17 protein-coding genes are annotated in these 19,916 nt (G+C 72.3%); 10 read left to right on the top strand and 7 right to left on the bottom strand.

Going from position 1 to position 19,916, the window contains the following annotated elements; genetic code table 11:
- Positions 1-7: 7 nt before the first annotated feature.
- The gene (locus ACIHAR_RS31485) at positions 8-1,285 is read right to left on the bottom strand and encodes an alanine racemase (protein ID WP_400022806.1); all 1,278 of its coding nucleotides are present in this window, start codon (positions 1,283-1,285) and stop codon (positions 8-10) included.
- A gap of 144 nt (positions 1,286-1,429) precedes the next feature.
- Here ACIHAR_RS31485 and ACIHAR_RS31480 point away from each other — a divergent pair, with 144 nt between their 5' ends.
- From ACIHAR_RS31480 to ACIHAR_RS31460, 5 genes are all read left to right on the top strand, one after another.
- On the top strand, positions 1,430-2,470 hold the full coding sequence (locus tag ACIHAR_RS31480; protein ID WP_400022805.1) for a sugar kinase: 1,041 nt from the start codon (positions 1,430-1,432) through the stop codon (positions 2,468-2,470).
- Positions 2,467-3,228: an IclR family transcriptional regulator gene (locus ACIHAR_RS31475; RefSeq protein WP_365461306.1), complete on the top strand. Its 762-nt coding sequence runs from the start codon at positions 2,467-2,469 to the stop codon at positions 3,226-3,228. Before ACIHAR_RS31480 ends, ACIHAR_RS31475 begins: the two co-directional genes overlap by 4 nt.
- Positions 3,225-3,635, top strand: a complete 411-nt coding sequence (locus ACIHAR_RS31470; RefSeq protein WP_365461308.1) for a RidA family protein — start codon at positions 3,225-3,227, stop codon at positions 3,633-3,635. Before ACIHAR_RS31475 ends, ACIHAR_RS31470 begins: the two co-directional genes overlap by 4 nt.
- 124 nt (positions 3,636-3,759) lie before the next feature.
- Entirely contained in the window at positions 3,760-5,238 is a 1,479-nt protein-coding gene (locus ACIHAR_RS31465; protein WP_365461310.1) for a gluconate:H+ symporter, read from the top strand.
- A gap of 65 nt (positions 5,239-5,303) precedes the next feature.
- On the top strand, positions 5,304-5,822 hold the full coding sequence (locus ACIHAR_RS31460) for a hypothetical protein (protein WP_400022804.1): 519 nt from the start codon (positions 5,304-5,306) through the stop codon (positions 5,820-5,822).
- Positions 5,823-5,834: 12 nt separating this feature from the next.
- On the opposite strand, the gene ACIHAR_RS31455 is transcribed toward ACIHAR_RS31460, so the two are convergent.
- Positions 5,835-7,235, bottom strand: a complete 1,401-nt coding sequence (locus tag ACIHAR_RS31455; protein ID WP_400022803.1) for a M14 family metallopeptidase — start codon at positions 7,233-7,235, stop codon at positions 5,835-5,837.
- Between the two features lie 463 nt (positions 7,236-7,698).
- Here ACIHAR_RS31455 and ACIHAR_RS31450 point away from each other — a divergent pair, with 463 nt between their 5' ends.
- The 4 genes from ACIHAR_RS31450 (at position 7,699) to ACIHAR_RS31435 (ending at position 13,508) form a co-directional block, all read left to right on the top strand.
- Positions 7,699-10,392, top strand: a complete 2,694-nt coding sequence (locus ACIHAR_RS31450) for an ATP-binding protein (RefSeq protein WP_400022802.1) — start codon at positions 7,699-7,701, stop codon at positions 10,390-10,392.
- Positions 10,393-10,553: 161 nt separating this feature from the next.
- Positions 10,554-11,462: an MEDS domain-containing protein gene (locus ACIHAR_RS31445; protein WP_365461318.1), complete on the top strand. Its 909-nt coding sequence runs from the start codon at positions 10,554-10,556 to the stop codon at positions 11,460-11,462.
- Between the two features lie 95 nt (positions 11,463-11,557).
- The gene (locus ACIHAR_RS31440) at positions 11,558-12,040 is read left to right on the top strand and encodes an ATP-binding protein (RefSeq protein ID WP_400022801.1); all 483 of its coding nucleotides are present in this window, start codon (positions 11,558-11,560) and stop codon (positions 12,038-12,040) included.
- A gap of 139 nt (positions 12,041-12,179) precedes the next feature.
- Positions 12,180-13,508, top strand: coding sequence for an Nramp family divalent metal transporter (locus tag ACIHAR_RS31435; RefSeq protein WP_400022800.1), 1,329 nt, complete (start codon positions 12,180-12,182; stop codon positions 13,506-13,508).
- 146 nt (positions 13,509-13,654) lie between these two features.
- Here ACIHAR_RS31435 and ACIHAR_RS31430 read toward each other — a convergent pair whose 3' ends face one another.
- Together ACIHAR_RS31430 and ACIHAR_RS31425 are read right to left on the bottom strand one after the other, a co-directional pair.
- Positions 13,655-14,935, bottom strand: coding sequence for a hypothetical protein (locus tag ACIHAR_RS31430; RefSeq protein WP_400022799.1), 1,281 nt, complete (start codon positions 14,933-14,935; stop codon positions 13,655-13,657).
- Positions 14,936-15,015: 80 nt separating this feature from the next.
- On the bottom strand, positions 15,016-15,525 hold the full coding sequence (locus ACIHAR_RS31425) for a SigE family RNA polymerase sigma factor (protein ID WP_365461326.1): 510 nt from the start codon (positions 15,523-15,525) through the stop codon (positions 15,016-15,018).
- Between the two features lie 377 nt (positions 15,526-15,902).
- On the opposite strand from ACIHAR_RS31425, the gene ACIHAR_RS31420 reads away from it, so the two are divergent.
- On the top strand, positions 15,903-16,124 hold the full coding sequence (locus ACIHAR_RS31420) for a hypothetical protein (protein ID WP_400022798.1): 222 nt from the start codon (positions 15,903-15,905) through the stop codon (positions 16,122-16,124).
- A gap of 110 nt (positions 16,125-16,234) precedes the next feature.
- On the opposite strand, the gene ACIHAR_RS31415 is transcribed toward ACIHAR_RS31420, so the two are convergent.
- From ACIHAR_RS31415 to ACIHAR_RS31405, 3 genes are all read right to left on the bottom strand, one after another.
- Positions 16,235-16,678: a hypothetical protein gene (locus tag ACIHAR_RS31415; protein ID WP_400022797.1), complete on the bottom strand. Its 444-nt coding sequence runs from the start codon at positions 16,676-16,678 to the stop codon at positions 16,235-16,237.
- 32 nt (positions 16,679-16,710) lie between these two features.
- Positions 16,711-17,475: a hypothetical protein gene (locus ACIHAR_RS31410; protein WP_400022796.1), complete on the bottom strand. Its 765-nt coding sequence runs from the start codon at positions 17,473-17,475 to the stop codon at positions 16,711-16,713.
- A 525-nt stretch (positions 17,476-18,000) separates the two neighbouring features.
- A complete protein-coding gene (locus tag ACIHAR_RS31405; protein WP_400022795.1) occupies positions 18,001-19,689 on the bottom strand; it encodes a chitinase in 1,689 nt (562 codons plus the stop codon).
- Between the last annotated feature and the right edge of the window lie 227 nt (positions 19,690-19,916).

The following is a 19,916-nucleotide window of genomic DNA, read 5'->3' as shown; positions in this document are numbered from 1 at the left end:
TGACCTCCTAGAAGAACGTGCGGATGTAGTCGACGACCGTGCCGTCGGCCTCGGCCAGCGGGATCAGCGCCCACTTGTCGAAGGACGTGCACGGGTGGGACAGGCCCAGGCCGACCCAGTCGCCGACCTCCAAATCCGCCTCGCCGGTGGTGCGCAGCCAGGCGTGCTGGTCGGACAGGGCGGTGACCGAGACACCGGTGGCGGGGCGCTCCGCGCCGTCCCGGCGGATCACCTGGGCGAAGGGCAGGTCCAGGTCGTAGGCCGCGTCGCGCTTGCCCGCGTTGACGAAGGCCTGGTCGGCGGAGGGCCGGGAGACGACCTGCGTCCACAGGCGGAACGCCGGTTCCAGAGCGCCCTCCTCGGGGACGCGGTTGAAGGGCGTCAGCTTGCGGTAGTGGCCGTCGTCGTGCGAGACGTAAGCGCCCGAGCGCAGCAACTTCAGCACGGGAAGGGAGAGTTCGGGGATCTCGGCGAAGACGTCGGCGACCGCGTCGAACCACGCGCTGCCGCCCGCGCTCACCACGATCTCCTCCACGCCCGCGAACCGCCCCGCCTTGTCGAACTCCACGGCCAGGGCGACCAGCCGGCCCAGCCAGGCCCGCACCCGCTCGGCGTCGGCCTGCGGGACCTCGCCCTCGTAGCCCGCCACACCCACCAGCCGCAGGCCGCGCGCGCCGGCCACCGCGTCCGCGACCGCGGCGCACTCCGCCTCCGTCCGCGCGCCGGTGCGGGCGCCCTCGCCGGCGGCCAGTTCGACGACCACGTCGAGCGGGCGCCGCGCCCCGCGCAGGGCCGCGTCCATCAGCTCGACCCCGCGGACGGAGTCGACGTAGCAGACGAGGCGGAAGGCGTCGTCGGCGTCGAGCCGGCCGGAGATCCAGCGCAGGGCCGCCGGGTCCACGACCTCGTTCGCCAGGAAGACCCGCCGGACGCCGTACGCCACCGCCACCCGTACCTGGTGGGGGACCGCGAGGGTGATGCCCCACGCGCCGTGGTCGATCTGCCGTTGGAAGAGCTGCGGGGCCATGGAGGTCTTGCCGTGCGGGGCGAAGGCCAGGCCGTGGCGGGTCGCGTAGGTCTCCATCAGCTCCAGGTTGTGGGTCAGGCGCTCGGCGGACAGGGCGAGGACGGGGGTGGTGAAGCCGCCGGTGAAGAGGTTGCGGCGCTGGGCGGCCAGTTCGCCGACCGTGAGCCCGTCGGCGTCCGGCGGAAGGCCCTTGAAGCGGTGGTCGACACGCGCCTCGGCGAGACGGGCGACGGCTTCGGTACCGGTGTCCAGGGCCATACAAGCCTCCTGAAGTGGTGCGTTGCACTGACTGCAACACTCATTGCGTATATCGCTGAGGGCTGTCTAACATCTCGGCGAACCCGGGGTCAACGGAGCCGCCGCCCCCACGCACGACCTGCCGAGACTGGAGCTACGACCATCGTGACCGCCACCGGACCCTGCAACGCCCCCGACGTCGTGGACGTCGTCGCGCTCGGCGAGTCCATGGTCGCCTTCCTGCCCTCCCGGCCCGGGCGCCTCGCCGACGTCCCCTCCTTCGACCGGGCCATCGGCGGCGCGGAGTCCAACGTGGTGTGCGCCCTGGCGGCCGCCGGGCACCCGGCGCGCTGGGTCAGCCGCGTCGGAGCCGACGGCTTCGGGGACCACCTCGTCGAGACCGTCGGCTCGTACGGGGTCGACGTGACGTCCGTACGGCGGGACGCCGGCCGCCCGACCGGCGTCTACTTCCGCACCGCCGGGGACCGGGCCGCGGACGACCACGAGGTGGCGTACTACCGGGCCGGGTCGGCGGCCTCCGCGATGTCGGCCGGGAACACGGACCTGGCGGCCGTGCGCGCCGGGCGCGTGCTGCACCTGACCGGAATCACCGCGGCCCTGTCCGACGACTGTCTCGGGCTGCTGCGGGAGGCCATGGCGCCCGGCCCCGGCCGGCCGCTCATCTCCTTCGACGTCAACCACCGGCCCGGCCTCTGGCAGGACGGCGCCGGCCCCCGGGTGCTGCGGGAACTGGCGCGTGGCGCCGACCTGGTGTTCGTCGGCGAGGACGAGGCGGAGCAGGTGTGGGACCTGCGGGGCGCCGACGCCGTCCGGGCGGCGTTCCCCGACCCCGAGGTGCTCGTCGTGAAGCAGGGCGCGCGCGGGGCGACCGTCTTCGCCGAGGGGAGCGCCCACCACGTCCCCGCCCCGCGGGTCGACGTCGTCGCCGCCGTCGGCGCCGGGGACGCCTTCGCCGCCGGCTTCCTCTCCGCAACCCTGCGCGGACTGCCCGTACGGGAGCGGCTGCGGCACGGACACCTGGTGGCGGCCGCCACCCTCACCGTGCCCGGCGACCTCGCCGTCCCCCCTCCCCGCGACCTCGCCGACCGGCTGGCCGCCCTCGACGAGGAGACGTGGGGGACACTTCGACTCGGCCCCGGCTGGACCGAAGCCGCGCAGGCCCCGGAGGAGGTACGCACCCCATGAGCCAGACCGTCGACCGCGCCCTGAGCATCCTGCCGCTGCTCGCCGAGGGCCCCGCCGACCTCGGACAGGTCGCCGACCGCCTCGGCGTGCACAAATCAACGGCGCTGCGCCTGCTGCGCACCCTCCACGAGCACGGGCTCGTCTACCGCCAGTCCGACCAGCGCTACCGACTCGGCGCCCGCCTCTTCGCCCTCGCCCAGGAGGCGATGGAGAACCTCGACATCCGCGAGATCGCCCACCCCCACCTGGTCCGGCTCAACGAGCGGTGCGGACACACCGTCCACCTCGCCGTGTACGAGGAGGGCGAGGTCCTCTACATCGACAAGGTGGACAGCCGCTACCCGGTGCGGATGTACTCGCGGATCGGCAAACCCGTCGCGATCACCGTCGCCGCGGTCGCCAAGCTGCTCCTGGCCGACCTGCCCGAACCCGAGCGGCGCGCGGTCGCCGAGAAACTCGACTACCCCCTGTACACGGCCCGTTCCACCGCCAACGCCCCCGCCTTCCTGCGTGAGTTGGAGAAGGTGCGCGAACAGGGCTGGGCCACCGACCTCGGCGGCCACGAGGAGTCCATCAACTGCGTCGCCGCGCCGATCCGCGGCGCCGACGGCCGGGTGGTCGCCGCGATGTCGGTCTCCGCGCCGAACGTCGTCGTCACCGCCGACGAACTCCTCACCCTGCTCCCGCAGGTGCGCCGCACGGCGGACGACATCAGCGGCGAGTACTCCGGAAGAACCCCAGTGAAGGACCCCGCATGACGGACAAGACCGCACTCACCCCCAGCACCCACACCACCCCGCCCGCGAAGTTCTCGCACGGCGTGCGCAAGGGCAACATCCTCCAGGTCGCGGGCCAGGTCGGCTTCCTCCCCGCCGAGGACGGCAAGCCCCCGACGCCCGCCGGGCCCACCCTGCGCGAGCAGACCCTCCAGACCTTCGCCAACGTCAAGGCGATCCTCGAGGAGGGCGGCGCGAGCTGGGACGACGTGATGATGATCCGCGTCTACCTCACGGACGTGGACCACTTCGCCGAGATGAACGAGATCTACAACGCCTACTTCGAGGAGCAGGGCCTCACCCAGCCGCCCGCCGCGCGCACGACGGTCTACGTCGGCCTCCCCGCCGGGCTCCTCATCGAGATCGACGCGCTCGCCGTGCTCGGCTGAGCAGCTGACGGTCGTTCGCCTCCCCACACCCACGACGACGGCACGGCGCCCCCTGTCCCAGGGCGCGCCGTGCCGCGATCCCCCCTGCCCGAAAGCTGCATGTACTTACCCAGAGGACCCCCTTATGCCCCACCCGCTCGCGGCCACCGCTCCCGTCGAAGCCCCGCCCCACACCGGCGGCCTGCTCCTGCTCCTCGACGGCACCGCCGGACTCCTGACGGTCGCCGCCGTCGGTATCGCCCTCCTCCTCTTCCTGATCATCAAGGTCAGACTCCAGCCGTTCGTCGCCCTCCTCGCCGTGTCCATAGCCGTCGGCCTGCTCGCCGGCCTGTCGGTCACCGAACTCTTCGGCACCGTCCAGCGGTCGGCCGCCGTCTCCACCATCGAGTCCGGCATGGGCGGCATCCTCGGCCACGTCGCGATCATCATCGGCCTGGGCACCATGCTCGGCGCGGTCCTCGAGGTCAGCGGCGGCGCCGAGGTCCTGGCCTCGCGCCTGCTGGGCCTGTTCGGCGAGAAGCGGGCGCCGCTCGCGATGGGCATGACCGGCCTCGTCTTCGGCATCCCGGTCTTCTTCGACGTCGGCATCTTCGTCCTCGCGCCGATCGTCTACGCCGCCGCCAAGCGCTCCGGCAGGTCGATCCTGCTGTACTGCCTTCCGCTGCTCGCCGGTCTGTCGATGACCCACGCCTTCCTGCCCCCGCACCCGGGCCCGGTGGCGGCCGCCGGCCTCCTCCACGTCGACCTCGGCTGGGTCATCCTCATGGGCGTCGTCTGCGGCATCCCCGCGGTGCTCGCGGCCTGGGCGTACTCGGCGTGGATCGGCCGTCGCCTCTTCGTCGCCGTGCCGCAGGACATGGTCGAGGCCGCGGCGGAGGCCCGGCTCGCCGTCGTCGAGGAGCAGCGGGCGCAGGGCGTCGAGCCGCGCGAGGACCCGGTGCCGCTGGGCACGGTCCTCGGCATCATCGGTACGCCGCTGGTGCTGATCCTCGCGGCCACCTTCTCCTCGATCGCCCTTGCCCCCTCCACCGGCCGCTCGGTCGTCGAGTTCTTCGGCAGCCCCTTCGTGGCCCTGACCATCGCCCTGCTGCTCGCCTACTACCTGCTCGGCATCCGGCGCGGCTGGTCCCGCAAGTCCCTGGAGACCGTCTCCACGGCCTCGTTGAAGCCGGTCGGCAACATCCTGCTGGTCGTCGGCGCGGGCGGCGTCTTCGGCGCCGTCCTGAAGGCGAGCGGGGTGGCCCAGGCCCTCTCGGACACCTTCAACGACGTCGGCCTGCCGGTGATCGTCCTGTCGTACCTGATCTCGGTGGTGCTGCGGGTCGCCCAGGGCTCGGCGACGGTGGCCATCGTGACGACGGCGGGCATCGTGGCCCCCCTCCTCGCCGAGGGCGACCACTCCCAGGCCTTCGTCGCCCTCGTCATCATGTCCATCTCGGCCGGCTCCATCTTCGCCTCGCACGTGAACGACGGCGGCTTCTGGATGGTGGCGAAGTACTTCGGCATCAGCGAGCGGGACACCCTGAAGACGTGGACCGTGCTGGAGACGGTGCTGTCGGTGGTGGGCTTCGTGGCGGCCGCCGTGCTGAGCCTGCTCGTGTAGGCGTCTGATAACGAAGTTGGGGGCTGGCTGTGTCCGGCACAGGATCGTCGACCATACTGCCCGCTGTGGAGCAGCGCATAGGTTCGAGCAGCCAGCCCCTGGAGGGCGCCGGATTCGACCCGGCATTCATCCCCGGGCTCACCTCGCCCGTGACCGCGGAGCCGGAGGACGCCGGGTCGGAGCCGACCGAGGCGGAGAGCACCGGGACGGACGGCGACGAGGCGGTCGTCGGCAAGGGCGCCGCCTCCGAGGCCGAACCGGCCGACGACGGCGAGGAGGAGACGGGGGAGACCCCCGACGGCCCCGTCTTCGAGGCCGCCGACCGCCGGGCGCGGATCACCGCCGACGCCAGGGGCGTCCGTCTCCGCCTCGACGAGGAGTCGTGCGAGTTCCGCTGGGACGAGATCGGCGCGGTGGAGACGGAGTCGCCCCGGTTCGGCAAGCGGTACACCGTCACCGTGCACACCCCCGACCGCCGTTGGTACCCGATCGAGATCGAGGCGACGGCCAGGGGGCGCTTCAAGGAGTGGGACGAGCAGCTGGACGCGGTGCTGGACGCCTACTTCGACGACAAGGCCGAGTAGCGCCGGCAGGCCCTAACCGCAGTACTGGGCCTCCTTGCCGATCGACCGGTACATGCAGTCCGCGTTCTCCAGCAGTTGGAGGACGGCGTCCTTGTTGCGCGCGGTCTCCCGCTCGATCACCTCGTCGGGCGGGTAGAACCCGCCGCCGGAGGCCGAGCCCGGGTACATCTCGAAGGTGTACCCGAAGATCTTGTGCGTGCCCCAGAGGTAGTCGTCGATCGACCCGTCCGTGATGTACAGGTCGCTCGCCTGCTCCGCGGTGTACCCGTTGCTGGCCGCCATCGAACGGCCCACCGTCGCGAAGGCGTTGCGGTCGTCCGCCGTCATCCCGGTCGTGGTGTCCGCGTACGTGTACCCGAAGGGCCACAGCACCAGCTCGCTGTACGTGTGGAAGTCGATGCCGGCCTTGATCTGCTGGGCGCCGCCGACCACCCGGCTGCGCACGAAGTTCGCCACGACCTTCACCTCGGGCGCCGACTCGGCCGCCGTGCCGCGGTACGTGTCGGAGGACGCCGAGCCCGACGATCCCCCGCAGCAGCCCCACCGGTAGGCCCAGTTGCGGTTGAGGTCCGTACCGACGTACGAGGAACCGGAGTTGGGCTGGCGGTTCTTGCGCCACGAGCGGTAGGAGCCGGTGGCGATGTCGTACTCGCCGCCGTCCGGGTTGATGTCGGGGATGATCCAGATCTCCCGGTTGTTCACCATGTTCGTGACGCGGGAGTCGGTGCCGTAACCGGCGCCCAGCTCGCGGATCAGGTACAGGGCCATCTCGACCGTCAGGTGCTCGCGGGCGTGCTGGTGGTGGGTGAACAGCACCTCCGGCTCGGCCTCGTCCGTGCCGACGTTGTCGCTGATCTTGACGGCGACGATGTCCCGGCCCTGGTACGACTTGCCGATTACCCGCTTGCTGATGACGCCCGGGTAGGCGGCGATGCGCTGGTCGATCTCCGCGGTCATCTCGGCGTAGTTGTGGTACCGCGAGTCGGCGGACGGGAAGTCGTACAGCCGCACCTCGCCCGCGGCGGTGCGGTCGGGCGCGGCACCCACCGGCGCGACCTCGTAGCCCTGCGCGCGCAGCTTCCTGATCTGGTCCGCGCGGCCGGAGACGACGACGGTCTCCTCGTCGGCCTCGTCGACGCTCACCCCGGACGCGGCGATCGCGGTGCGCATCTGGGGCGTGCTGTGGTGGATGTGAATCTCGTACTGGGCGATGTCGTCGACGCCGGCGGCCGCCTTCGGGGCGCTGCCCGCCGCCGCGTCGGTGGCCGTCGCCGAGAGGGGTGCGGCGAGGGCGAGGGCCATCAGAGCGGCGAGGGCGGCGGTTCGTCTGCCGGTGCGGGCCCTCGAGCCGGAGGAGCCGGAGCCCTGTGGGGCCGAGCCGCGCGTGCCTGAGCCGCGTATGCGGAGTCGCATGAACTCTCCTCGATTCTCCAGAAGTCCGGGATCACCGGACATGTGGGGGAGTGGAGCGGGGGGTGGTTCTTCGTGCGACGTGCGGGGTGTGCCGTGCGCTTGCCGCTGCGCTTCCCGTGCGGGATGCGGCTTGCGGGTGCTTGCGGAGGCGCGGGGTGCGGGGTGCGGGGTGCCGCTCATCGTCCGTGTCTGACATGGTCCGGTCAAGAGTGCGCCGACCGCCGGATGGCCGGATCCCTGCGCAACTCGGCCGTACGGCCGCGCGGTTGAGCCTTCCCGGCGGGTCGGGTGGCCGCGCAGTGTACGCGCGGCGGGCGTTCCCGGAGCAGTCCTCGGCAAAGGTCACCCGCGGGTGTGAGACGCGCGTGCATATATGTACGGACCGGGGAAGGCTGAGGGTCCGCACGAACAGGAGCCGCGTCCCCCAGCGCCTCCGACCACACCCTCAGAGGACTGGCTGATCATGGGCGGATCAGCGCCGCGACGGGACTGCCACCTGCCGGTGGAGACGACCAGCTTCGTCGACCGGCGGAGCGAACTGGCCGAAGGGCGTGAGCTGTTGACCAGGGCCCGGCTGGTCACCCTGACCGGCCCCGGAGGCGTCGGCAAGACCCGCCTGGCCGGCCGGATCGCGGCCCGGGTCGCCCGCGCCTTCCCCGACGGCGTGCGCTTCGTGCACCTGTCCGGCCTGTACGACCCGGCCCTCGTCCCGCACGCCGTCGCCGACGCGCTCGGCCTGCGCGACTACTCCGACCGCCCCGCGCTGGCCGCCCTGGTGGAACGCTTACGCGACCGAAGGCTGCTCCTCGTCGTCGACAACTGCGAGCACCTGCTGCCGGCCTGCGCCGAGCTCGCGGGCGCCCTGCTGCACGGCACCACCGGCGTCCGCCTGCTCGCCACCAGCCGCCACCGGCTCGGCCTCACCGAGGAACACCTCCTCGACGTCAGGCCGTTGCCGGTCCCCGACCCGGACGGCGACCTCTCCGCCGCCGACTGCTACCCGGCCCTGGCCCTGTTCGCCGACCGGGCCGCCGCCGTGGTGCCCGGCTTCCGCCTCACCGCCGCCAACCGCGCCTCCGTCGCCCGCCTGTGCCGTCGCCTCGACGGCCTGCCGCTCGCCATCGAACTGGCCGCGGTCCGCATGCGCGTCCTCGACGTCGACCAGCTCCTGCGCCGCCTCGACGACCGCTACCGCCTGCTGACGGCCGGCAGCCCCACGGTCGCCCCCCGCCACCAGACCCTCCGCGCCGCGGTCGACTGGAGCCACGACCTGTGCGGCGAGGTGGAGCAACTGGTCTGGTCCCGTCTGTCGGTCCTGGCGGGCAGCTTCGACCTGGAGACGGCGGAGGCGGTGTGCGGGGGCCCGGGCCGGGCCCCCGCCCCCGCGACCCCGACGGGAAGCGGAGTTCCCTGGACCGCCGCGCCTGCGCGCAGCGCGCCCGCGCCCGCCCCCGACCCGGCTCGGCCGGACGGGAAGCTGCCGTCGACCCCGCCGCCCACCTCCCGGCCCGCCGGGACGGGCGGCCGCCGGACCGAGGCCGGGGGGCCGGGAGCGGAGCCCCCGGGGACGATGCGGGTCCTTCCGCTGGAGCTCGAGCGAAGCCGGGAGCGGGGGACGGAAGGCGCGGCGGGAGCCGAAGAAGCCACGCCCCTCCACCCGCACGACGTCCTCGAAGCCGTGGCCGGCCTGGTCGACAAGTCCGTCCTCAGCCGCGAGACCGACCCCCGAGGTGGCGTCAGGTACCGCCTCCTGGACACCCTCCGCGACTACGGCCTGGAACGCCTGAGGGAACGCCCCGGTGAGGAACACGCCACCCGCCTGCGCCTGCGCGACTGGCTGCAGCACCGGGCCGCGGTCTGCGAACGCGACTGGTTCGGCCCGGACCAGCCCGGCATCGTCGCCCGCCTCCGCGCCGACCAGGACAACCTGCGCGCCGCCCTCGACTTCAGCCTCACCACCCCCGGCGAGGCCCTCGCGGGCCTGCGCCTGGCCGGCACCCTGTGGTTCCACTGGCACGCCTGCGGAGCCCCCCGCGAGGGCCGCTACTGGCTCGACCGTGCCCTGGACGCCAACCCCGAGGACACCCCGGAGCGCGCCCGCGCCCTCTGGGCCGCCGCGCTCCTCGCCGGCTGCCCCGAGGACCTCACCCGGGGCCGCCGCCGCGCCGAACAGGCCCGCGACCTGGCCCACCGCCTCGGTGACGCGGCCGAGGCGGCCCACGCCGAGTACGTCGTCGGCGTCATCCGCCTCTTCAGCGACGACCTCGCCGGGGCGCTGGACCACTTCCGGGCCGGCGTCGCACGCGGCCGCGTCCCCGGCCAACACCTCAGCCTCGTCGGCCTGGACCGCGTCGAACTCGCCTGCGCCCTGTCCTTCCTGGGCCGCGCCGACGAGGCCGTCGCCGTCTGCGAGGAGACCCGCAGACTGTGTGCGGAGCACGGCGAGCGGTGGGTGCTGTCCTACGTGGAACGGATGCTGGCCCTCGCCCACACCGTGAAGGGCGACTGGCGGCAGGCGGAACGGCACGGCCGTGAGGCGCTGCGCCTGAAGCTGGCGGTGCACGACATCCTCGGCATGGGCCTCACCCTGGACCTGCTGGCCCGTATCGCCGCCGAGCGCGGCGCCCACGAGCACGCCGCCGTCCTGATCGGCGGCGCCGACCGCGCCTGGGCCGACGTCGACAGCAGCCGCTGGGGCTCCGCGGCTCTCAACGCCACCCGGCGCGGCAGCGAGGAACGGGCCCGCCGCGCGCTGGGCCGCACCGCCTTCCGCCGGGCCTACGAGCGGGGCGCAGCCCTCGCCCTGACGGACCTCGCCACGCACGCCCTGCGGGACGACGAGCCGGCCCGGCGCACCCCGGGCCAGGCCCGCTCCTCGTCCCCGGCGGGCGAGGCGGTCCCGCGCCCGGCGTCTCCCGCGGGGCCCCGGCCGGCCACGAGCCCCGCACCCGCGACGCACGGGCCGGACACCGTCCGACTCACCCACCGTGAGGCACAGGTCGCCGAACTCATCGCCGAGGGCCTCGCCAACCAGCAGATCGCCGACCGTCTGGTGATCGCCCGCCGCACCGCCGAGGGCCACGTCGAACGCATCCTCAGCAAGCTCGGCTTCAGCAACCGCAGTCAGATCGCCGCCTGGGTGACGGCCCAGCGGTGAGACCCACATCCCACCCGCGGACGGGCACCGCACCCCACCAGCCACACCCACCCACCTGAAGCCCACCCACCTGAAGCCCACCCACCTGAAGCCCACCCACCCACAAACCACCCACCACAACCACCCACCGCAACCCGACGCACACCACAGATGGGGGATCGATGTCCAATCAACCCGTGCGCACGACCGGCTCCTTCGACCACCGCATGGCCGCCCCCGCCACGGACGACGCCTTCCTGGCCGCAGCCCTCCCCTTCCTCGAAGAAGGGCTCACGGCGCCCGACGAGCCCCCGCCCGTGGCCATCGTCGCCCCCGCCAAGCTGGACCTCCTGCGCGACGCCCTCGGCCCCGACGCGGAGAAGATCGGCCTCGTCCCGCACACCGACTGGTACACCGGCTCCGCCGCCAACGCCGTCGCCCGGGCCGCCGGTCACCTCGCCGCGCACGCCGGCCCCGGCGGCCGTCTCCACCTCCTCATGGAGCCGGTGTGGAACGGGCGGGCCGGACGCTCCCCGCGCGAGAGCGCCGAGTGGATCCGCTACGAGGCCCTCGCCAACCTCCTCTTCGCCCCCACGGCCGCCACCGCCCTGTGCGTCTACGACACCCGCACCGCCGGTTCCGCTCTCATCGAGGCCGCCCGCCGCGCCCACCCGGACACCGGGGTGTACGAGCAGCCGGCGCGACTCGCGGCCGAGCTGGACGCCGTACCGCTGCCGCCGCCCCCGAGCGACGCACACCGCCTCGCCGAGCCCGCGCCGGACGCCGTGCGGGCCTGGGCGGCCGGGCGCGGGCTGGGTGCCGCCGACGCCGAGCTGTTCGCGACGGCCGTCACCGAGGCGGCGTCACTCGGGCCGGTCACCGGCGCCCTGCTGTGGGGCGAAGCCCCCGGCTGTGTCTGCGAACTGACCGTGGCCCGTCGCGTCGACGACCCCCTCGCCGGTTTCGTTCCCCCCTCCACTCCCGACCTGGCGCCCGGCCAGGGCCTGTGGTTCGCCCGCCAGGTGTGCGCCTACGTCGACCTCCGCGACGCCGGCGGGGGCCGTACGGCCGTACGCCTCCAGTACGGGTGACCCCTACGTCCCGTGGGTGCCCCCGGGTACCTACAGGTACGGAATCGGGTAGTCCTCCCCGTGTACGGGGTGTCCGGGGAGGTCATCCTGAAGCCATGCTGGAACTCTCCGGGGGGCGCCTCCCGGACCCCCACCCTCCGTACGGCGCCTGTCTCCAACCGCCCCTCAGGGCGGGCAACCTGAGCGTCGGGTACGACCCCCGGCCGTCCGCGGTCGGCGAGGCGCGCGCCGAGGTGCGCCGACAGTTGGAAGGGTGGGGGCTCGCCGATCACGGCGATCTGCTGGACACGGCCGTCCTGCTCGTCAGCGAGCTGGCCACCAACGCCCTGCTGCACTCCGCGAGCCACTTCCGGCTCACGCTGTCCGCCGCGCACGGCGTGCTCCGCTGCGAGGTGACCGACACCGGCCGCCGCACCCCGCAGGTCCTGGAGGCGGGCTGCGCGGAGAGCGGCCGCGGGATGTTCCTGGTGGAGGCGCTCGCCCGGCGCTGGGGCTGTCATCAGGACGGGACGGGCAAGACCGTGTGGTTCGAACTCGGCACCTGTGGGTGCGACGGCTGCGGCCGGCGACTGCGGTAGCGCACCGGCGGGCCGGGCCGCGGCGGCCCGCCCCGCCGCCGGGGCCCGGCCCGGGTGGTCGGCCGGTCCTTGAGCACATCGGGTGGAGATCGCGCACGCCCCCTTGCCGGACCGGCTCCTTTGGGCTTTCTTGACGCTCATGGCGGACACCACGGGAAACCCCACGGACACCGAGGCATCATCCGGCGGCAACGACAACTCGACCCCCCGCAATTCCAGTTGGCGCTACATCGGGCCCGGCATCGTCGTCGCCGCGACCGGCGTCGGCGCCGGTGACCTGGTCGCCACCCTCATCGCCGGCAGCAACTTCGGCTACACCCTGCTCTGGGCGGCGATCCTCGGCTGCCTGGTGAAGATCTCCCTCGCCGAGGCGGCCGGCCGCTGGCACCTCTCCACCGGCCGCACCCTCTTCGACGGCTGGGCGAGCCTGGGCCGCTGGACGACGTACTTCTTCGTCGTCTACGCCGTCGTCTGGGGCTTCGTCTACGGCGCGGCGGCGATGTCGTCCAGCGCGCTGCCGCTGCAGGCGCTGTTCCCCGACGTGATGGACCTCAAGTGGTGGGCCGTCGCCTGCGGGCTGGTGGGCCTGGTGTTCGTCTGGTTCAACAAGTACGCGGTCTTCGAGAAGGTCATGACGGTCCTCGTGGGCGTCATGTTCCTGGTGACCGTGTACCTGGCGATCCGGGTCACCCCGAACCTCCCGGACGCCCTCGCCGGCCTCCTGCCCGTCCTCCCCGACGAGAAGGACTCGGTCCTCAACACCCTCGGCCTGGTCGGCGGCGTCGGCGGCACCATCACCCTCGCGGCCTACGGGTACTGGGTGAACGCCAAGGGCTGGACCGACGCCGGCTGGATGAAGGTGATGCGCCTGGACAACCGCGTCGCCTACGCCACCACCGGCATCTTCGTCATCGCGATGCTCTTCGTCGGCGCGGAACTGCTGCACTCGGCGAACGTGGCCATCGCCGGCGGCGACAAGGGCCTCGTCCAGCTCGGCGACATCCTGGAGAAGGAGTACGGCACGGCGACGGCCAAGTTCTTCCTCATCGGCTTCTTCGCCACCTCCTACACCTCGCTGATCGGCGTCTGGCACGGCGTGAGCCTGATGTTCGCCGACTTCGTCGCCCGCTACCGAGGCCGGGAGGGGACGACCGGCGAGGAGGTCGCCTCCGGTCGGCGCGAGCGCTCCTGGCCGTTCCGCGCGTACCTGCTCTGGCTGACCTTCCCGCCGATCGTCCTGGTCTTCCAGGGCCAGCCGTTCCGCCTCATCATCCTCTACGGCGTGCTGGGCGCGGCCTTCCTGCCGTTCCTCGCGGTCACTCTGATCTGGCTCCTCAACTCCTCCCGCACGCCCAGGGAGTGGCGCAACGGATGGGTGAGCAACGTGATGCTCGCGGGGGCCGGACTGCTGTTCCTGGTGCTGTGCGTGAAGCAGGTCTGGGACCAGCCGTGGTCGGAGTTCTTCTGAACGCGCCGCCGCTCCCTGGCGGCCACCGCCGCTCCGGCGCCGGTCGGGCCGTGACCTCTCCCGCACCGGTCAGGGCATGACCACTCCTGTGCCCGCCAGGCGTGACCACTCCTGTGCCCGTCGGGGCGTGACCACTCCGGAGCCCGTCAGGGCGTCACCTCGCTCTGCTCCCAGGTGGAGCTGAGCGCGATCTTCCGCATCTGCTCGATCGTCAGGGCGGGGTCCTCGCGGGTGGCGTCCTGGTTTTGGTCGCCCGTGTTGAAGGCGCTGACGACCACCCGCAGACCGTCCTTCCGCAGGGTGTCGACCGTCCACATCACCACGCCGGCACCGCCCTTCTCACCCGGCCCCTGACGCGTGTCCACCCGCGTGCCGTCGGCGAGGGTCTCCGCGTCGCTGCCGAAGAGCGTGCCGGCGAGGTCGGACATACCGGGCTGCACATTGACCTGGACGAGGCTCTCGCCCTTGCCGTCGTCGACCACGAAGGAGCCGAACTCCGTCTCCTGGCTGTCGCTCGACACGACCTTCAGGTGCGCGGGCAGCAGGAGCCTGAGCTTGCGCAGGATCGCGACTCCGGAGGTGGGCGGGCCGACGGCGACCGACCCCTCCCCGGCGGCGGTCGGCTTCGGCTCCTCCGGCATGGCGTCGATGATCTCCCGCCACTCCGAGGACGCAGCCAGCGCCTTCAGCTGCGCCGTCGTCAGAGGCGGTTCGGGACGGGTGAGCGGCGCGCCCTTCTGCGCCGGCGAGTTCCACTCGATGACGCTGACGTGGTGCCCCGCCGGGGTGACCAGGTCGGCGCCCCAGGCCTTCGTCTCCACACGGCGGTCGGGATACTCGTAGCCCTGGTAGACGGTGACGGCGGACCCGTCGGGCAGCAGCTCGGTGTCACAGCTGTCCATACCCGACGTCCCGGCTCGCGGGCAGGGCATCACCTGGGCGGACGGGTTGATCTCCCCGGTGCCCGAGTCGACCCGGTCCAGACCCACGGAGACGGAGCCCTCGCCCTTGCCGTCGTCGAACACGCCCACCGCGAGCGGCGGCAGGTCCTCGTCTGTGCCCCTGGCTTCCGTGCTGCGGAACTTGCCATCGGGGAGCAGCCGCTGGAGCGTACGGACCATCTCGTCGGCGGAGACGGCCGCCTTGGCGGTGTCCTTCGGCCCCGGGGTGCCCTTCGCGGCCACCGACGAGGTGCGCGCGTCGGGCGCGGCGCCCCCCGGGAGCAGCAGCGCCCCGCCGACGCCCACGAGGGCGAGGGCGGCCGCGCCCCCCACGATCGCCGCGCGGCGCTGCAGCTGGAGCCTGCGGCCACGGGCCGCGCCGGCGGCGGGGAGTTGGGTGCGGGGGGAGCCGAAGGTGCCGCCTGCCTCGTGCAGGGCGGCGGAGAGCCGGTCCTCGAAGGGATCGCCGTGCTGGTCTGCGGGCATGGTGAACCACCGTTTCCACGAGCTGGTGATGAAGTCGGAGTGGGAGAGGGGCCGGGGGCTACTGCGTGCTGGGGCGTTCGTCAGGGCCGGGCGTACTCGCCGATGTCCTCGCCGAGCAGCTCCCGCAGTCGTCCGAGGGCCCGCGTGCACCGGGTCCGTACGGCCGCCGAGCTGGCGTTCATCGCCCCCGCGGTCTCCTCGATCGAACGGTCCTCCCAGTACCGGAGGACCACGACGGCCCGGTCCTTGGCGGGCAGCCGTCCGAGCGCCTGCAGGAGCGTGAGCCGCAGCGGTACGTCGTCCCCGGCGCCGTCGGCCCGCTCAGGGAAGACGTCCACGGCACGCTCACCGCTGCTGCGCCGCCGCTGGTGTGCGAGGAACGTGCGGGTGAGGACGGTCTGCGCGTACCCGGCCGGGTTGTCGGCCCGCGAGACGCGCCCCCAGCGGACGTACAGCCTGCCGAGGGTCTCCTGGACCAGATCCTCGGCGAGGTGCGTGTCCCCCGCGGTCAGCAGACACGCGGACCGGTACAGCTGCCCCGCGCGCGCCGCAGCGAACTCCGCGTACTCGTCCACGCGGGCCTGCCTCATGAAGCTCCCCCGGATTCTGTCTCGGTCCTCGTCCGCACTGTCCTCACCCCATTGATGGGGTGGGGCGGGGGAAATGTTTCATGGGGAGGGAAAGAATGTGCACAGTCTTCGCATCACCGCGACGCAGGAGGAACCGCCGGATGAGCCAGCAGCCACCGCCACCGGGCTTCGGCCCGCCCCCACCGCACTACGGCGCCCCGCCCCCGTACCACGGCGCCCCGCCCCCGCCCCCGCCCCCGTATCCCGCGCAGCCACCCCGGTACGCCCCGCCGCCACCCCGGTACCCCGCCGCCGTACCGCCCTCCCACCCCGCGCCGGCCGGCCCCGAGTTCATCGCGGTCGACAAGCACAACTCGGTCGTCGTGGACGCCTCGGGCGTGGCCTTCGAGGTGGACGGCGTGTCGGCGGACTTCGACTGGCCCGAGATCCGCAGCGTCCACTACAAGGCGAGCCCCAACGGCAAGGCCCTGATGGTGGCGGTCGTCCACGCCGACGGCAGACTCTACGAGGCCGTGGTGGACGCCAGGCCGCGGGATAAACTGGCGGGCTGGTTCGGGCAGTTGGCGTGGGTGCTGGGGCACTACCGGCCGATGGGGTAGCCGTCAGGGCTGCACAGGGTGCGTCACGACCGCTGCGATCGGCAACGGAGACGTCGTGAGCACATATCCACACGCTTGCGGCGGCCACGGCGGTCCGACGGCCTGGCCGATCAGGCGGGGCGAACCCGGGTGGTGGGGTCGGAGAAGGGGTTCTCCACGTCACCCCAGCTGAAGACGTAATCGCCGGCCGACGCGCTGAACACGGCGGCCACGCCGTTCATGGGAAGTCCGCATTCCTCCCGCAGCCACAAGTCCATGGCGAGTGCGGCTACTTCGGCCCTGTAGTCGCTCAACGGCATGTCGAGGGCGAGCACACGGATCGTGACACCGTCGGGGAACCTGGCGTTGACCTCCCGCGCGTTGAGGGCGACGCCGAAGGACAGCCAGGCAGCATCCTTCCAATGGAGGCCGCCGGGCGGCAAAGCCAACCGCAGTTTCCCGTACACCTGGATGTCCGGAGCGACGGAATCCGTGGACTGCCGTATCTCTGCGGTGAGATCGGCCGTCAGACCCCCGATCGGGCTGCGCAGGCGATACCTGACTGTCCGTGCCATCTCGTCCTTCCGGCGCGCGAGGCCTGCGATCGTCAGGACGTGCGCGCGTCCGGCTGCGGCATGCGCCGCACATCGGTCACCTGCACGTCCTCCGTCTCCGGAGCCCCGAACGCCTCGACGAGGACTCCGTTGGCGGTGCCGGTGACCTCCAAGGCCAAGTGGCTGCCCAACACGCGCAGGTCGAGCCGCGCCCGGGGCGCGCCCGCACGGTCCGGCATCCGGTGGATCCGCGCAGCAGGGTAGTCCAGGGCCGTCAGCTTGGTCTGCATCACCTGGTAGCCGGCCGTCTCGGTGTTCTCGAACGCCTCGATGACGCGCTGAGCGTGCTCCCCGCCATGGCACTCCTCGACGCCGGTCAGCGGCACCTCGTTGACCGGCGCGCGCCCTGTGGAGTCAGAGGTCGAGATTTTCGGGGTCGGCGTCGGCGGTGCGGGATCATCCAGGGGAACCGGTATGTCCCCCTCGGCGTTCGGCACACCCGGCGGGGTCTCACCCGGCCCGTATCTTGGCGTGGACTCACCCTCGTAACCCGGCAGGTCCTCCGGCCTGGGCACGCCTTCGCCGCCGCTGACGCCGGGGGCGTCCGGAGCACAGCTCTGCGTGACGCGGGTCATCAGCGCGAGGAACCGCGTCTCCGGTTCGCCGTCGATCGTCGGAGCGTCCGAAACGGCGGTCGCCGAGACGGCGCTGCCCACGGGCGTCTGCTCGGTGGCGGCGTTCTGTGCACCGCACCCGGCCAGGACCATGCAGCCGAGCGCGGCCGCCGGCACAGACTTCGGGAAGGAGATCGATCGCATGCACGAACCCTGCAGGCTGCCGATCACCACGCACATGAGCGCTCGTACTCACCTCCACCCGTGCAGACACGAAGCCCGCCGCTCACGGCGTCAGAGGAAGTGGTTGGCCTTCCTCGCCTTGATGCCGAGCATCCAGCGAGCCGCCGACGCGGAAGGTGCGCAGACGCAGGGAGGAGTCCGGCGTACCGAGGCGACCGGTTACGCGGTACCGGTCAGGATGGTAGAGACCGTTGGCCAGTCGCTACGCGACTTCGCAGCCGGGTGAGGGCAACAAAGACGCCGTCGCCGCCACTGCCCACGTCCAGGGCCACCCCGACACCGGCATCGCAGCACCGCGGGAAAACCGCGCCGGTCCCGTGCGTGCTCCATGCGCGGATCGTCACATCCGTGGATTGCCGGATGCAATGTGGGCTCTCCGAAAGCCGTTCGGCAGTGGCCCGATGTCGACACCCGGTCCCCATGCCGACGCCCGGCCCCCGGTCGACGCCGAGGACCGGGCGTCCTTCACTCACCCCCCGGCAGGTCTCACGGCAGTGCGTGCACGTGCGGGCCCACCGCGTTCGACCACGCGTTGCCCGCCGTGGCGTCCCAGTTCGTCGACCACGTCATCGCGCCCCGCAGGTCGGGGTACGTCCGCGGCGGCTTGAAGGAGCCGCAGGCGGTGCCCTTCGTCAGGCAGTCCAGGGCGTTGTTGACCACCGTCGGCGAGACGTAGCCGCTGCCCGCGCCCCGGGTCGAGGCCGGCAGGCCCAGGCCCACCTGGGACGGGGCGAGGCCGTTCTCCAGCTGGATGCAGGCCAGGGCGGTCAGGAAGTCCACCGAGCCCTGGCTGTAGACCTTGCCGTCGCAGCCCAGCATCGAACCGCTGTTGTAGTACTGCATGTTGACGACGGTCAGGATGTCCTTCACGTTCAGCGCGGTCTGGAAGTAGGAGTTCGACGTCGACTGCATGTCGATCGTCTGCGGCGCCATCGTGAGGATCATCGACGGGCCCGCCTTCGCCGACAGCGCCCGCAGCGCCTGCGTCATGTACGTCGCGTTGAGGCCGTTCTCCAGGTCGATGTCGACGCCGTCGAAGCCGTACGTCTGCATCAGGGCGAACACCGAGTTCGCGAAGTTGGTCGCGGACGCCGCGTCGTTGACCGTCACCGTGCCGCGCTCGCCGCCGACCGAGACGATGACCTTCTTGCCGGCGGCCTGCTTGGCCCTGATGTCGGCCTTGAACTGGTCGACGGTGTAGCCGTTGAGGCCGGCGGAGTCCAGGTTGAACGTCACCGCGCCCGGTGTCGTCGTCGCGTCGGCGAAGGCCACGGCGATGATGTCGTACTGGGGGGAGACGTCCGAGATCCGCTGGACCGTGGCTCCGTTGTTGAAGTTCTGCCAGTAGCCGGTGACCGCGTGCTTGGGCAGGGAGCCGCCGCCTCCGCCGGTCGCGGCCGTCCTCGCCGTCACCGCCGCCGACTTCACCGACTCGCCGGCCGCGTTGGTCGCCGTGACCTGGAAGGTGTACGAGGTGGAGGCGGCGAGGCCGGTCACGGTCGCCGTCGTGCCGGTCACCGCCGTCACCTTCGCGCCGTCGCGGTAGACGCTGTAGCCGGTGGCGTTCGACACGGGGTTCCATGCCAACGACACCGAGGAGGACGTCGTGCCGGAGACCGCGAGTCCGCTCGGCGCCGACGGGACCGTGGGGGCCGGGTCGCCGCCCCCGCCGCCGTCGGGGCCGTAGACCGAGACGTCGTCGGCGTAGTACGCGGCCTGGCCGTACCAGCCGTGCGTGTACACCGTCACCGACGTGGTCGAGGAGCCCGTCGTGAAGCTCGTCGACAGCTGCTTCCAGGAGGAGGAGTCGGGCGTCCACGTGGACACGTCCGTCGTGCCCGTGCCGGTCGCGCCGAGGTAGGCGTAGCCGCCCCGGACCCACGCGCTCAGCGTGTACGTCGCGTTGGGCTTGACGGCGACCGTCTGGGTGCAGCGGGCGTTGTCCTGGCCGGCCGGGGTCGCCTTCAGGGCGGCCGCGCCGGTGTGCACGGGGGAGGAGACGGTCGTACCGCTCGCCGCCGAGCAGGTCCAGTTGGTGAGGCCGGACTCGAAGCCGGCGTTCTTCGCGTTGTTGACGTCCGCGGCGGACGCCTGAGCCGCGCCCGCCAGGGTGAGGGCGAGCGCGGCGGTCACCGCTCCCGACCAGAACCGAGTCGATCTTTTGTGTGGGGACATGACAACAAGTTGGTCCAGACCAATTGCGTTGTCAAGACGTCCGCATGAGGAGGACCCGTGTGCGCAACCTGCCCCGCTTTGGCCGGACTTGAACGATGAGCAGTTGGTGCACAGCCACGGAAAGTGGTTCTCCGGCCACAGGGGCGTGGATACAGTGCTGAGGTAGTCACGCAATGAAGTCACCTCGGTGCACCGGAGTAACGCCGGTGGGCCGGACCGCGGGAATC

The sequence above is a fragment of the Streptomyces sp. NPDC052016 genome (assembly GCF_044548445.1).
Classification (GTDB): domain Bacteria; phylum Actinomycetota; class Actinomycetes; order Streptomycetales; family Streptomycetaceae; genus Streptomyces.
The sequence above is the reverse complement of the archived record's forward strand: the minus strand, read 5'-3'. Positions and strand labels throughout refer to the sequence as shown.